Raw genomic sequence first — 13,564 nt, 5'->3', positions numbered from 1 at the left:
GGACAGAATCGGGCGAGCCGATCCGCCGTCGCGCATCACCGCAGGTCAGGGCATGGCGGCCCGCCGTGTGGATCGATCCGTCCGCAGAGAGCGAGGACGACCACCGACCGCCTACCGGCGCGACCCGCGGACGCGGACGCCGGACTCCCGGCCGCCGACGAGGAAGAGCCCCGCGACGACCGTCCAGAGCGTCAGGGTGTCGAACGCGACCCGCTCGACGATCCCGACGCCGAACCCGAGGTGCCCCTCGCTCAGGAAGGCCGCGAACCCTGCCCCCGCGACGAGGACCATCACGAGAGTCACGACGGCGAAAGCCACCCGGCCGCGCGTCCTGAGCGTGAACGCGAGCACGACCATGCCGAGGATCTGGAGCACGAACTGCGCGAGCGCGGCGAGGTCGTGGACGTCCGTGTCGACGTCGAACGGTACGACCGCGGTCACGACGACGGCCAGCCCGCCCGCCATCACGAGCAGCAGGCCGACCCGCTCGGCCGTCCGGCGCCCGCGAGACAGCAGGACGGCGCCGAGCGCCGTGAGCACGCCGACGAACGCGAGCCCGATGTTCCACCACTCGTGCTCGGGCGAGCAGACCGCGCGCGCCGGGCCGTCGTCGGTGACCGTGCCGCAGAGCGTGGCTCCCAGGTCGCTGATGTAGTTCGCCGACCAGCTGTACGGCTCGGGCCAGCGCCCGGCCACGAGCACCTGCAGCGGCCAGTACGCGAGCGTGAGGATCCAGAGCAGGGCACCGACGCGCTTGGAGGTCATCCGGCGACCATAGCGACGGCGGGACGCGCCGTGGGCGGTGGGGTGCGACGGCGGAAGCACGCCGAGCCGGGGTGCGACAGCCGGGACGCGACGACGGCGGCGGCCCGCAGGCCACCGCCGTCGTCGTCCTCGGCCTCGACCCTGATCAGCGGGCGAGGAACTCCAGCAGCACCCGGTTGAACTCCTCCGCGTGGCTGACGTTGATCCCGTGCGGGCCGCCGGCGACGACGTGCAGGTCGCTGCCCGGGAGCGCGGCGTGCGTCCGGGCGCCGGAGCCCTCGAACGGCACGGTTCCGTCGCCGTCGCCGTGGATCACCAGGGTGGGCACCGCGGTGAGCGCGGCGAGGTCCTCGCGGAAGTCCGTCGTCGCGAAGGCCTCCATCGCGTGCAGGGCCGCGCGCTGGTCGGACTGCTGGGCCAGCGCCACCGCCTCGCGGCGCTGCTCCTCGCTCACCTTGAGCTCGCCGTCCACCGAGAAGAAGTCCGTCGTGAACTGCTCGAAGAACGCGTCGCGGTCGCTGCGCAGGCCCTTCTCCATCTCGGCGGCCAGCTCGGCCGTGAGCGGACCATCGGGGTTGTCACCGGTCTTCGCCAGGTACGGCGGAACGGCGGCGGCGAGGACCGTGCTCCGCAGGCGCTCGGTCCCGTGCTTGGCCGCGAACCGCACGACCTCGCCCCCACCCATCGAGAAGCCGACGAGCGTGACGTCGGTGAGGTCGAGCCCGTCGAGGACGGACGCGAGGTCGTCGGCGAACGTGTCGTAGGTGTAGCCGGTGAGCGGCTTGTCGCTGCGGCCGAAACCGCGACGGTCGTAGCTGACGACCCGGTACCCGGCGGCCTGGAGCGCGGGGATCTGCTCGCTCCAGGACTCGCCCGACAGGGGCCAGCCGTGGATGAGCACGACCGGACGGCCGGGGCCGCCGGTGTCGTCGACGTGCAGGTTGGTGTCCTTGAACAGGCCGTGGTGGGCGGTGATCTCCATCGGAGTCCTCCTCGTCGTGGCGTTCGCAGGTTGTTGACTGCTCAACCACCGTAGGCACGACGGCGGGAGGAAAGCCAGGATCGCGTCGGCCGTCGCGCGAGGCGCCCTCAGGCGAGGATCGCGGCGGCCAGCAGCACCACGGGCACCGACAGGAGCGTCGTGACCAGCACCGACTCGCGCGCGAGCACGACGCCGCGGTCGTAGCGCACGGCGTAGGTGAAGACGTTCTGCGCCGTCGGGAGCGCCGCGATGACGACGGCGGCCAGCAGCGCCGGGCCCTCGAGCCCGACGGCGGCCCCCACCCCCCACGCGAGCGCCGGCTGGACGACGGACTTGAGCACGACGACGAGCGCCAGCTGGGCGCGCACCGGCGAACGCCCCGGCAGCGGCGAGCCGCGCAGCGAGATGCCGAACGCCAGCAGCATCGCGGGTACGGCGAGCCCGCCCAGGGTCTGGATCGGGGCGAGCACGATCTCGGGCGGCTGCCACTGCACGACGGCGCTGACGACCCCGGCCGCCGACGCGAGCAGCAGCGGGTTCACCAACGGCGCCAGCGCGTTGCGCAGCCGCCTGCCCTGACCGCGGCGCTCGAGCAGGTCGAGCACGACGAACGAGGCCGGGGCGAGGATCACGAGCTGGAAGATCATCGTCGGCGCGGCCGCCTCGGCGCCGCCGAGGGCGTACACCGCGATCGGGATCCCGAGGTTGCCGGCGTTGACGTACCCGGCGCTGAGCCCGCCGATGACCGTCTCCCCCGCGGGGCGGCGCATGAGGAACCGTGCCACGAGCACGTAGACGAGGATCATCGCGACCGACGTGCCGTAGGAGACGAGGGAGCGGGCGTCCACGAGGGTGCCGACCTCGGCACCCGCGAGCGTGACGTACAGGAGGGCGGGCGCGCCGACGAAGAAGGCGAGCCGCGACAGCACGGTCCCCGCGCCCTCGCCGAGCACCCCGGTGCGGCCGAGGAGGTACCCGACGGCGATGATCGCGCCGATGAGCGCGAAACCGGCCAGGACTCCCGTCACCCCTCGAACCTAGACCCGGTCGTCGTTCGCGACCGTCTCCGACCGGATGTCGGTCCACGGTCGTACGCTGGCGCCGACCCGTCCGGGCCCGACCACGACGTCATCCCGAGGAGCCACCGTGACCACGCTCACCGACCGACCCCGCACCGCCCTCCTCGTCGTCGACGTCCAGCAGGGCGTCGTCGACGGGGCCCACGAGCGGGACGCCGTCGTCTCCCGCATCGCCACCCTCGTCGAGCGGGCGCGCGCGGCCGGCACCCCCGTCGTGTGGGTGCAGCACTCCGACGACGAGCTCGAGGCGGGGAGCCCCGCGTGGCAGTACGTCCCGGAGCTGAGCCGGCTCGACTCCGAACCCCTCGTGGCGAAGCGGTACGGCGACTCCTTCGAGGACACGACGCTCGAGGGCGAGCTGGCGTCGGCCGGTGTCGGGCACCTCGTCGTCGCGGGCGCCGAGTCGGACGCGTGCATCCGCTCCACGATCCACGGCGCGTTCACGCGCGGCTACGACGTCACGCTCGTCGGGGACGCGCACACCGCCGGGGACAAGAGCGAGTGGGGAGCCCCGTCCGTGCCTGACGTCGTGGCGCACACCAACCTGTACTGGAGCTTCCAGGCGGCGCCTGGCCGCACCGCCCAGGTGCTCGACGCCGCCGACGTGTCGTTCCCGGCGTGACCCGCGTCCGACGAGCCCCGTGACCGGGTGGAACGCCGTCCACCGCGACCTTCGGCGCGGCGACCTCGACGCCCTCGAGCGCGTGCTCGCCGACCCGACCCTGGAGCGCACGGACGTGGCCCGTGAGCTGGGCGAGCTGATCCGCAGCCGGGGCCGGACCGCCTGGGGCCGCTCCGCCCGGGCCGAGGTGCACGGCGTCCTGCTGACCGCCGTCGCGACCCAGCCGACGGCTGCCCGTGTCACCGCGACGCTGACGCGTCGCGCCCTCGTCGGATCGTCTCGTGACCTCCCTTTCGACGCCCTCGTGAGGGTGGCCCTCACCCGCGAGGTCCGGTGGCAGGGGGAGCTCGGACTCCGTCTGCTCGCCACGCTCACCCCCGCCGACGCCGACCTCTACCCTCTCGCGAGCGCCCTGCTCGCCGCCACGGGCACCCCGCTGCCGGACCCGGTGCCGGCGGGCGCCGTGGTCGGGTGGCTGGACGGGGCGACGGCGCAGCTGCACCGCCGGCCGGACCGGACCCCCGCGGCCGCCGCGGACGCCCTGCTGGCCGACCCGTTCGCCGTCCAGCTCCTGCCCGGGATCGTCGCCGACGGCGCCGAGCGCGCGCTGGGCGCCCAGGTCCAGGTCGATCATCGCGGCACCTCGCTCCTGCCGTCGGGGATCGCGGAGATCTCTCGGCGGGGGCTCATGGACCGCTCGGCGCTGGTCGCGAGCGCCGTCGCACGGCTGGGACGAGGCGGCAGCGCCGCCGAGCTGCGGCCGTACACGCTCCTGCTCGACCGTCTCGGCACGACCCTGGCGGAGTGGCAGCCGCACGGCCGCGCGCTCGTGGAGCTGACGGGGTCGGACGTCGGGCCCGTCGTCTCCTACGCGTTCGACGTGGTCCGGCGCCTGCACGGCTACGAGCTCATCCCCGACGACGCCGTCGTCCAGGCGTCCGCGACGGTGCTCCGGCTGCCCGCGAAGGGCACCGCTCGGGACTCCCTCGGGCTGCTGGAGGCCGTGGCCGGGCGCTCAGGCCTCGACGCGGAGCTCGACGCAGGCATCAACGCCGAAGCGGTGGCGCGGACGGCCGCCGCAGGGTTCGACCATCCCGCCCACGACGTCGCCGAGCGCGCGCTCGACCTGGTCGCCCGGCTGCTGCCGCGGCTGACGCCGCGCGCCCGGGAGGACCTGGCGCGCGCCGCCGTCGTGATCGACCCCGCACTGCGGGAACGGGTGGGCGAGGTGTTCGGGGACCCGTCGCCGGGAACGGGGGCGCCGGCCGCGGAGGTGCCGGCGGTGCCGGCGGTGCCGGCGCTGCCGGCGGTGGCCACCTTCGACCGCCCGCCGCCGCCGGTGCGCCGGCCCTGGCCGGTCGTCGACGCCGAGCCTCGCGACGTCGCGCGCCTCCTGCGCGGTGTGCTCGGCGGCGACCTGGTCGCGTGGGAGTCGGCGTTCGCCGCGCTCGTGCACCTCCGGGCGACCGATCCGACCGCGCTGCGCGACGGCGTGGCCGACCTCGAGGTGGGCGGCTGGCACGGCGGCCCGCACGGCCCCGCCATCGCGCGACGCCTGCTGCGCGAGATCCGCGACGAGCCGCTCGTCGGCCTGCGCGGCTCCGTGCGCTCGTTCTTCTCGCGGCTGACCGGTGCCGTCGGGACGGACGGCGAACCCGACTGGAACGCTCCCGACGGCTCGCTCCTCTCGCCGCTCCCCCACCTCGCGCGGCTGGCCGAGGCCGCGCGTCACCTGCGCGAGCGCCCCGTGCCGATGCTCGTGGCGACGCCGACGCACACGGACGGGAGCCTCGCCGTCGACATCCTGCTCGAACGCCTCACCCTGGCCGCCCACGGCCGGTGGGAGCCGTGGCCGATCGACCTCGAGCAGGCGCTGCTGCGCACGACGATCCCGCTCGACGGGGCCACCCGACTCGACCTGGCGCGCGTCGCCCACGCCCTCGCCACCCCCGCCGGCACGGCTCTCGCCCGCTGGCTCGAGCACGGCGGGCTGCCCGACCCCGGCGTCACGGTGAGCCGGTTCGACGCGGAACCGACGGGGCCCCACGGCGGCCGTCCCGCCTCGTGGCTGGCCCCGACCGTGACGGCGCGCGCCGCTCCCCCCGGACCGCTGACGGCGTCCCTGCTCGCGGTCCCCGTCACCGGTGTCGTGCAGCGTCACGTCGACGGCAGCGAGCGGCCGAGCGGGGCGATCGGCTGGCTGGACCTGGTACCGCTGCCGCACCACCCCGAGGTGCAGGCCGCCTGGATGCTCCCGGCCCTGTCCTTCCACGGCGACGGCGCCGGGCTTCCCTCGCCGGCCGCCCTGACCTCGGTCGACGGGCGGGTCGGCGTCGCGACCGGCGCGGTGCTCGCGCAGCTCCTCACCGGCGGGGCCCGCGCGCGGACGACGGCGGTCGACGTCGCGCTCCACCTGGCGGCGACCGGTCAGCCGTGGGGTGCGTGGACGGCGCTGCGGCTCGTCGACGCCGTCGCGCACGGCGCAGTCCTGACCCGCGTGGTCGACCCGCTCCGCACGATCGCGGCAGGAGGCGGGGCGCGCGAGGTGCTGGTGACGCTCGTCACGGCACTGCCGCCGCTCGTGACGACGGCGGCCCGAGGTCTGCCCGACCTGCTCGCGCTGACGACCTCGCTCGTGGTCGAGCACGGTGTCCCCGAGCACGCGGGGCCCGAGCTGCCGCAGGGGCTGCGCGGGCTCGCCGGCGGACGATCCCGTGCGGCAGCGGAGGCGCGGCGGCTGCTCGTCGCGATCGCGCCTACCACGGGTTGACCAAGGGACCCCCATCAGGCTCTTGTCGGCGACCGACGATCGTTCAAGGTCGAATCACCATCCTTGCCACCACGTCGCACGGCGTGCAACCGTTGAAAGAACGACCTGCTGATCCAGGTCACCGTGAGATAGAAGGAGAACACCATGGGCATTCTCGGTTGGATCGTCCTCGGACTGATCGCTGGCGCCATCGCCAAGGCCGTCCTCAAGGACCGCGCACCGGGTGGCATCCTCGCCACCCTGGTGATCGGTGTCGTCGGTGCCCTCCTGGGCGGATTCCTCGGGAGCGTGCTGTTCGACGCCCCGCTGGAGGAGTTCTGGAGCCTGCAGACGTGGCTCCTCGCCATCGGCGGCTCGCTGCTCGTTCTCGTGATCTACGGCGCGCTCGCGGGCCGCAAGGGCTCGGCGCGACGCTAGTCGTACCGGTCACCGTTGGGTGACCACAGACGTACCGCGGGCGCGGTACCCGGCAACCCGGGTACCGCGCCCGTCGTCGTCCTACTCCGCGGCGTCGAACGTCAGCGACACCGAGTTCATGCAGAACCGGTCGCCCGTCGGGGTCTGGGGCGCATCGTCGAAGATGTGCCCCAGGTGCGACCCGCAGTTCGCGCAGCGCACCTCCGTGCGGACCATGCCGTGGCTGCGGTCCTCGATCAGCTCGACCGCGTCGCCGTCCTTCGGCGCGTAGAAGCTCGGCCAGCCGCAGTGGCTGTCGAACTTCGTCTCCGCCGTGAACAGCTCCGCGCTGCACGCCCGGCACGAGTACGTGCCGCTGCGCTTCTCGTCGAGCAGCTCGCCCGTCCAGGCGCGCTCGGTCGCCGCCTCGCGCAGGATCGCGTACTCGGTGGGGTCGAGCAGGCTGCGCCACTCGTCGTCGCTCTTCCAGACCTTGTAGCTCATCTCGCGAACCTCTCTTCTCGCCGGGTGCTGCCTCAAGGCAACCACGTCCCGGCCGCCGGTGTTCCCACCGATCTCGGGCGAAGCCCCGGCGAGGTTCCGGTCGGGGCCAGCCCCGCGCTGGCAGGATGGCGCCATGTCGCTCTCCGACGCCGTCACCGCGCTCGCCGGGATCTTCGGGCGGGAGGGCCACGACCTCGGTCACCTCTCCCTGCGCGAGGTGCCGCCCGACTCCGAGGTCGCCAGCTCCGGCGCGCTGGAGGTCTACCTGGACAGCCTCGAGCTGCGCGAGCACCCCGTGATCGGCGGCGTCCTCGCACTGTCGCTCGCCGGTCGGGACGACCTGCACACGTTCCAGGAGGACCGCGCGGTGATCGCGGTGAACGGCGTGCCGCAGCGCAGCACGGACTGGCCCACGACGTGGGTGGTCGTCGCCACGCGGGGCGAGGAGGCCGTCGTCGTGGACACCGCGACGACCGCGTGCGCGGTCCGCGGCAGCGTCGGGCGCGTGGTCCTCCCGCTGGCGGACAGCCTCGAGGACTACCTGCGCGCCGTCGTCGCCGTGATGAGGATCGAGCTGGCGCACGACATGGACGTCCAGGACGCCGACTTCAACGTGCGCGACGACGTGCTCGCCGAGATCCGGGACGAGGTCACCGCGGCGCTCGGTCCGCAGAACGCCGAGGGCTTCCTGGAGCTCCACCTGGGCTAGCGAGGCAGGATGGAGGGGTGAAGCTCCTGCTGCCCGACTCCTTCCCCCTCCACCCCGACCTCCCCGACGAGGTCGACGTCGTCCACTACTCCGGGCGCGATCCCCTTCCCCCCGAGCACCACGACGCCGACGCGATCGTGCTCTGGAGCCTGTCCTCCCGCTTCCTCGGCCGCGCCGCGCAGGACCTCACGGCGGTGCGCTGGGTGCAGACGCTCTCCGCCGGCACCGACGCGGTCGAGGCCGCGGGGTTCCGGCCCGGGGCCGTCATCACCTCGGGCAACGGGCTGCACGACGGCCCCGTCGCCGAGCACGCGCTCGGGCTGATCCTCGCGGCCGCCCGACGGCTCGACGTCGCTCTCGACGCGCAGCGCGAGCGCCGGTGGGCCACGGAGCTGACGCTCGGGCAGCCGCTCGACAACAGCACGCGGTTCACGCTGGTGGGCGGCGCGCGCGTCGTCATCTGGGGGTTCGGCGGGATCGGTCAGCGCCTCGCGGGCTACCTGCGGGCGATGGGCGCCGACGTCGTCGGGATCGCGCAGAGCGCGGGCGAGCGGGCCGGGTTCCCCGTCGTCACGACGGACGACCTGCCCCAGGTGCTCGGCGACGCCGACGTCCTGGTCAACATCCTCCCGGCCACGACGGCGACGACGGGCGTCATCGACGCCGCGACGCTCGCGCTCCTGCCGCGGAGGGCCTGGCTGGTCAACGTCGGCCGCGGCGCGACCGTGGACCAGGACGCGCTGCGCACCGCGCTGTGGGACGGCGTGATCGCGGGCGCCGCGCTCGACGTCACGACGCCGGAGCCGCTGCCGTCCGACGACCCGCTCTGGGAGGCGCCGAACCTCATCGTGACGCCGCACTCCGCGGGCGGGCGCCCGCTCGGGGCGGACGAGCTGGTCGAGGCGAACGTCGCGGCGCTGCTCGCGGGCGAACCGCTGCGCAACGCGATCGCGCGCTGACGACGGCGGCCGACGGGCGGGCCGGCCGACGGGCGGGCCGGCCGACCGCCCGACCGCCCGACCGCCCGACCGCTCCAGCGGCACCTGGATCCGCCGGAGCGGCAACGCGGGCGCCGGCGTCGCCGTCGCGACCCTCTGACCTGCGGCGATGCCGCCGGGCGGCCCCGATCGGCGGTGGATCGCCGCTGCGACGGTTCGGGGTGCCGCTGGATCGGTTGCGGCCGTCAGTCGACGGCGACGTCGAGTCGGACCTCCCGCTCGCCGTCGCCCGGCGCGAGGAACGCGAGCACGCGGTCCGCCTCGCGGCGCAACGCGGGCCGCTCCCCTGTCCGGGTCCGGCGCAGCAGCGTCACGACCAGGCGCGCGGGGTCGCCCGGCCCGCCGCGCCCCTCGCGCCGCAGCGCCCAGTACCCGGCGGTCAGGCCGTCGAGCAGGACGGCGGGGTGCTGCACGCCGTTCGTGACGACCGGCCAGCGGGCGCTGACGGCCGGGTCGATCACGCGCGTGCGGTCGTCGTGCGCGAGCAGCACGGCGTCGTAGTCGTAGAGCAGGCGAGCGGGCGCCGGGGTGTCCTCGTCGGGCAGCGCCGCGGCCTCGCCGTCGACGTCGAGCAGGTCGCGGCCGTCCGCGGCCCGCAGCCGCACGAGCCCGGGCATGTCGTCGGTGATCTCCGCGAGCCGGGTCAGCGCGGTGAAGCGCTGCAGGTCTCGGACACTCATCGGCCCGTAGGCCGCCAGGGCGGTGCGGATCAGGGCGCGCACTCCCGGCTGGTCGACGACGGCGGCCAGCGGGCGGGAGCCGCGCGGGCGCTCGGCGAACCATCGCCGGGGCAGGTCCTCGAGGTCGGGGCCGAACGGCTCGTCGACGCCGGAGCCCGGCAGCTGTCGGTACCGCGTCGCCCCGGCCCGCTCGAAGACCCCGCGCGGCGGTGCCTGCACGAGGGTGAGCGCGTTGCGGGCGGCATAGCCCAGCGCGTCGGCGGGGGCCTCGAACTCGAGCGCGAGCGCGGCGCCGAGCTGCGCCGTCGTCAGCTCGCCCTCGGCCAGGAGCTCGGCCGCCCGCCGCGCGACGGCGACGACGTCCACCGCCGCGAGCGCCCGGAACCGCACGACCTGGCGCATCTCCATGTCCAGGACCGGCTGCGACGCCCGGCGCCACGCCCCGGCGACCCTGGGTGAGCACAGGTGGATCGTCGAGCGCATGACGGCGAGCCGCACCAGGGCGCCGGTCTCCACCAGCTCACCGACCGCCGCCGCGTCCGCCCGCGTGAAACCGTCGATGCGCGACAGCAGTCCCGTGTAGAAGCTCTGCGGGTGCTGCGCCTGGAGCCCGCCGAGCGCGTCGACGAAGGCGGGGACGTCGGCGACGGCGACCGGCGTCCGCTCCAGCAGGTGCTGACGCGCGAGCGTGGCGCGGCCCAGCGCACGCGACGTGAGTGGCGCGACCACGGGCGGGGCTCAGCCCTCGCCGTCGTTCGACGCCGCGGCCGCCTCCGCCGGGGTGGCGCGCCGGCCGCCGGGCGCGTGCCAGGGGTCGGTGGTCTCGGTGAGCGTCGCGACGACGAGCGCGTTGCCGTCGCCCCCGCGCAGCTGCCGCACGACCGGCGGGACCGTCACCGGGTCGTGCCCCTCGAGGACGGGCACCGGCAGCATCGCGGCGAGCTGGTCGGGCGGGATGGGCACGCCCCCGTGACGAGGTGCTCGGCGGGCGTGAGCATCCGGATCGCGATCGTGTCGACGGCGTCGGGGAACGCGGCCGCGAAGTCCGCGTAGATGGCGGGGTCGTGCTGGCCGTCGTCGCCCACGAGCGTCCACCGCAGCTCGGGGAACTCCTCGCGCAGCCGCCGCAGCTGGGTGCGCTTGTGCTCGACGCCGGAGCGGAACCAGCGCTGGGCGGAGGGTCCCCAGTCCGTCATGAGAAGCGCGCCCGAGGGGTAGCCGTGGCGCCGGAGGAACTCGCGGATGACCGGGGCGTAGTTCCACGCGCCGGTGGAGAGGTAGACGATGAACCCGCGGCTCTCGCGCTCGAGGAACGCCGCCATCCCGGGCACGGGACGGCGCTGCCCCTCGTGCATGACGAAGGTGTTCCAGAACGCCTGGACCGGGGACGGCAGCAGCGTGACCATCGCCGTGTCGTCGATGTCGCTGACGACCCCGTGCGCGATGGCCGGGTCGATGACGTCGATGCGTCCCCGCCCCGCCTCGGCACCGCCGGGGACGTCGACGAACACCTCGTGCCGGCCGGGCGGGAGGTTCGCGGGGAGCCTGACGTCGATGTAGCCGCCGGGCTCGGTGCGCACCTTGTGGACCGTGTCGCCGAGGTGGACGTGGACGGGCAGGTCAGGAGCGGAGACCGACAGGTAGCGGCGCCAGCCGCGCGAGCGGCCCTCGGCGCTGCGGCGCTCGGTCGGCGGCATGACCAGGACGCGGCACAGGAGTCGGACCCAGCCGGGCTCGCCGTCGACGGCGGCACGGCCGTAGGAGTCGAACACCAGCGGCGTGGGTCGCCAGCCCCGCCTCGCCAGCACCGTCGTGGCGCGACGCTCCAGCCGTGCCTCGATCGATGCGGCGATGGTCGGTCCTCGCGAGACGTGGTCAGCCATCCCCCCACCCTGCCCGACTCTCGCGCCGGGGTGAACCTCCGGTCCGACGATCGGGCGGTCCGGGGGGGGCGGGGGGTGCGGCGCGGGCGCGCCCTTGCGGTCGCCGCGCGCACTCCACCGCGCCCTTGTGGTCGCCGCGGGCACCAGATCACGACCACAAGGGCACCCTCGCCGTCGGGCAACAACCACAAGGGCGCGGCCAACGCCCCGCGCACGACCCACGAGCAGGCCCGCCCCACGAACGACGCCGGCGGCGGCGGACCCTGGGGTCCGCCGCCGCCGGCGTGGTGCTGCGTGGAGCTGGTGTCAGCGCTGCGTCATCTGGACGAAGCCGGCGCCGCCACCCGAGCTCGTGCTGTACGTGACGGGCGCGCGACCGCGGCTGCCGCCCTTGCCGCGCCCACCGGCGCCGCCCTGGCCTGCGCCGCGCACGCCCTCGCCGCGCGACTCACCCTTGGGGCCCTTGGCCGCGGAACGCTGACCGCGACGACCGTGCTGCGGCGCGCCGGCACCCGCGGTGCGGGGCTCGGACGCCGGGAACTGGCCCTGACCGCGGCCACGGCCGCGCCCGCCGCCGGAACCGTTGCCCGCCGGAGCGCCGGCGCCGGCCGGACGAGCGGAGCGCTCGCCCTGACGGCCGGAACCGCCGGAACCGCCGGAACCGCCCGAACCACTGGCGTTCGCCGTCGCCGGGCGAGCGGCACTGCGGCCACCGCGGCGGCCACCGCCCTGACCCGCCACGGCACCGGCGCCCGGGCCGCTCTTGCGGCGGACCGGCTGCGGCTCGGGCTTGGTCGCGGCGCCCGCGGGCATCGCGCTCGGGTCGACGCGGTCCGCCATCTCGCCCACGAGGGCGAGCACGGCGGCGTCGTTGGCGCGGACGCGCTGCGGCGTCGCGGTGATCTTGGCGGCGCGCGTCAGCTGCTTGACGTCACCGCGCTGCTCCGGGAGGACCAGGGTGACGACGTCGCCGCCGGCGCCGGCGCGGGCGGTACGGCCCGAGCGGTGCAGGTACGCCTTGTGCTCGGCCGGCGGGTCGACGTGGACGACGAGGTCGACGTCGTCGACGTGGATGCCACGCGCGGCGATGTCGGTGGCGACCATGACGCGGACGTCGCCGGAGTGGAACGCGGCGAGGTTGCGCTCGCGCGCGCCCTGGCTCAGGTTGCCGTGCAGGTCCGTGGCGGGGATGCCGACGGACGTGAGGCGGCGGGCCATCTGGCGGGCCTGGTGCTTGGTGCGCATGAAGAGGAGGCGGCGACCGCGGCCGGAGGCGAGCGTCTCGACGACGTCCTTCTTCTCCTCGGCGTTGCCGACCTCGAACAGGTGGTGGGTCAGCGCCGCGACGGGCGAGCTGGCGGGGTCCACCGAGTGCGTGATCGGCTTGCTGAGGAAGCGCTTGACGATGACGTCGACGCCGTTGTCCAGCGTGGCCGAGAACAGCAGGCGCTGGCCGACCTCGGGCGTCGCGCCCATGATCCGCTTAACGCCGGGGAGGAAGCCGAGGTCGGCCATGTGGTCGGCCTCGTCCAGCACGGTGATCTCGACGGCGTCGAGGAAGACGTGCTTCTGGCCCATGAGGTCCTCGAGGCGGCCGGGGCAGGCGACGAGGATGTCGACGCCGCCGCGCAGCGCGGAGACCTGCTTGCCCTGGGCGACGCCGCCGAAGATCGTCGAGACGCTCAGGCCCATGGCCTTGGCCAGGGGCTGCAGCGTGTCGGTGATCTGGTTGGCGAGCTCGCGGGTGGGGGCCAGCACCAGCGCGCGCGGGTGGCTCGGCGCGGCGTGGCGACCCTTGGCGATGCGCGTCACGAGCGGCAGCGCGAACGCGAGCGTCTTGCCCGAGCCGGTGCGGCCGCGGCCGAGGACGTCGCGGCCCTGCATCGAGTCGGGCAGCGTCGCGACCTGGATCGGGAACGGGGAGGTGATGTCGCGGGCCTCGAGGGCGGCGACGATCTGCTGCGGAACGCCGAGGTCGGCGAAGGTGGGCGCAGCGGAGGTAGGTGAAGACACGTGGGTCCAGTTCTGTGATTCTGCGAATCGGGGCGCTGTGCGCCCGCGTCTCGCGGCCGGGGCCGCGGAAGGATGCGATCGCTGCTCGGAGCGGGTGTCGCTGTTCGCTGACGTGGACCCGTGGAGCGCGGAAGATCTCGCGGCACGGCGCACCGGATGGGCG

13 protein-coding genes are annotated in these 13,564 nt (G+C 74.9%); 5 read left to right on the top strand and 8 right to left on the bottom strand.

Translation table 11 applies throughout. The annotated features are described in order from the left end of the window. Positions 1-111: 111 nt before the first annotated feature. The 3 genes from C8046_RS15195 to C8046_RS15185 form a co-directional block, all read right to left on the bottom strand. Positions 112-765, bottom strand: coding sequence for a DUF998 domain-containing protein (locus C8046_RS15195; protein ID WP_109230167.1), 654 nt, complete (start codon positions 763-765; stop codon positions 112-114). A 145-nt stretch (positions 766-910) separates the two neighbouring features. Beyond that, complete coding sequence (locus C8046_RS15190) at positions 911-1,747, bottom strand: alpha/beta fold hydrolase (protein ID WP_109230166.1); 837 nt, start codon at positions 1,745-1,747, stop codon at positions 911-913. A gap of 107 nt (positions 1,748-1,854) precedes the next feature. Continuing rightward, on the bottom strand, positions 1,855-2,775 hold the full coding sequence (locus tag C8046_RS15185) for an AEC family transporter (RefSeq protein WP_109230165.1): 921 nt from the start codon (positions 2,773-2,775) through the stop codon (positions 1,855-1,857). A 118-nt stretch (positions 2,776-2,893) separates the two neighbouring features. Here C8046_RS15185 and C8046_RS15180 point away from each other — a divergent pair, with 118 nt between their 5' ends. From C8046_RS15180 to C8046_RS15170, 3 genes are all read left to right on the top strand, one after another. Continuing rightward, complete coding sequence (locus C8046_RS15180; protein ID WP_109230164.1) at positions 2,894-3,448, top strand: isochorismatase family protein; 555 nt, start codon at positions 2,894-2,896, stop codon at positions 3,446-3,448. A gap of 19 nt (positions 3,449-3,467) precedes the next feature. Next, positions 3,468-6,218 (top strand): hypothetical protein, encoded by a 2,751-nt coding sequence (locus tag C8046_RS15175; RefSeq protein WP_109230163.1) that lies wholly within the window; start codon positions 3,468-3,470, stop codon positions 6,216-6,218. A 144-nt stretch (positions 6,219-6,362) separates the two neighbouring features. Then, positions 6,363-6,635, top strand: a complete 273-nt coding sequence (locus C8046_RS15170) for a GlsB/YeaQ/YmgE family stress response membrane protein (RefSeq protein ID WP_109230162.1) — start codon at positions 6,363-6,365, stop codon at positions 6,633-6,635. 81 nt (positions 6,636-6,716) lie between these two features. Here C8046_RS15170 and msrB read toward each other — a convergent pair whose 3' ends face one another. After that, positions 6,717-7,118 (bottom strand): peptide-methionine (R)-S-oxide reductase MsrB, encoded by a 402-nt coding sequence (gene msrB / locus C8046_RS15165; RefSeq protein ID WP_109230161.1) that lies wholly within the window; start codon positions 7,116-7,118, stop codon positions 6,717-6,719. 133 nt (positions 7,119-7,251) lie between these two features. Here msrB and C8046_RS15160 point away from each other — a divergent pair, with 133 nt between their 5' ends. Together C8046_RS15160 and C8046_RS15155 are read left to right on the top strand one after the other, a co-directional pair. Then, a complete protein-coding gene (locus tag C8046_RS15160; RefSeq protein WP_109230160.1) occupies positions 7,252-7,827 on the top strand; it encodes a hypothetical protein in 576 nt (191 codons plus the stop codon). 17 nt (positions 7,828-7,844) lie between these two features. Beyond that, complete coding sequence (locus C8046_RS15155) at positions 7,845-8,786, top strand: NAD(P)-dependent oxidoreductase (RefSeq protein ID WP_109230159.1); 942 nt, start codon at positions 7,845-7,847, stop codon at positions 8,784-8,786. Between the two features lie 224 nt (positions 8,787-9,010). On the opposite strand, the gene C8046_RS15150 is transcribed toward C8046_RS15155, so the two are convergent. The 4 genes from C8046_RS15150 to C8046_RS15135 all read right to left on the bottom strand — a co-directional run bounded on the left by C8046_RS15150 (position 9,011) and on the right by C8046_RS15135 (position 13,401). Continuing rightward, a complete protein-coding gene (locus C8046_RS15150) occupies positions 9,011-10,234 on the bottom strand; it encodes a DNA glycosylase AlkZ-like family protein (protein WP_109230158.1) in 1,224 nt (407 codons plus the stop codon). Between the two features lie 9 nt (positions 10,235-10,243). Continuing rightward, positions 10,244-10,402 carry a hypothetical protein gene (locus tag C8046_RS18520; RefSeq protein ID WP_158277234.1) on the bottom strand — a complete coding sequence of 53 codons (159 nt, stop codon included), beginning with the start codon at positions 10,400-10,402 and terminating at the stop codon, positions 10,244-10,246. Further along, a complete protein-coding gene (locus tag C8046_RS15140; RefSeq protein WP_109230156.1) occupies positions 10,399-11,388 on the bottom strand; it encodes an App1 family protein in 990 nt (329 codons plus the stop codon). Before C8046_RS15140 ends, C8046_RS18520 begins: the two co-directional genes overlap by 4 nt. Before the next feature lie 306 nt (positions 11,389-11,694). Beyond that, positions 11,695-13,401, bottom strand: coding sequence for a DEAD/DEAH box helicase (locus C8046_RS15135; RefSeq protein ID WP_109230155.1), 1,707 nt, complete (start codon positions 13,399-13,401; stop codon positions 11,695-11,697). Between the last annotated feature and the right edge of the window lie 163 nt (positions 13,402-13,564).

This window comes from Serinibacter arcticus (genome assembly GCF_003121705.1).
Classification (GTDB): Bacteria; Actinomycetota; Actinomycetes; order Actinomycetales; family Beutenbergiaceae; genus Litorihabitans.
This window is presented reverse-complemented; position numbering and strand designations above follow the sequence as displayed.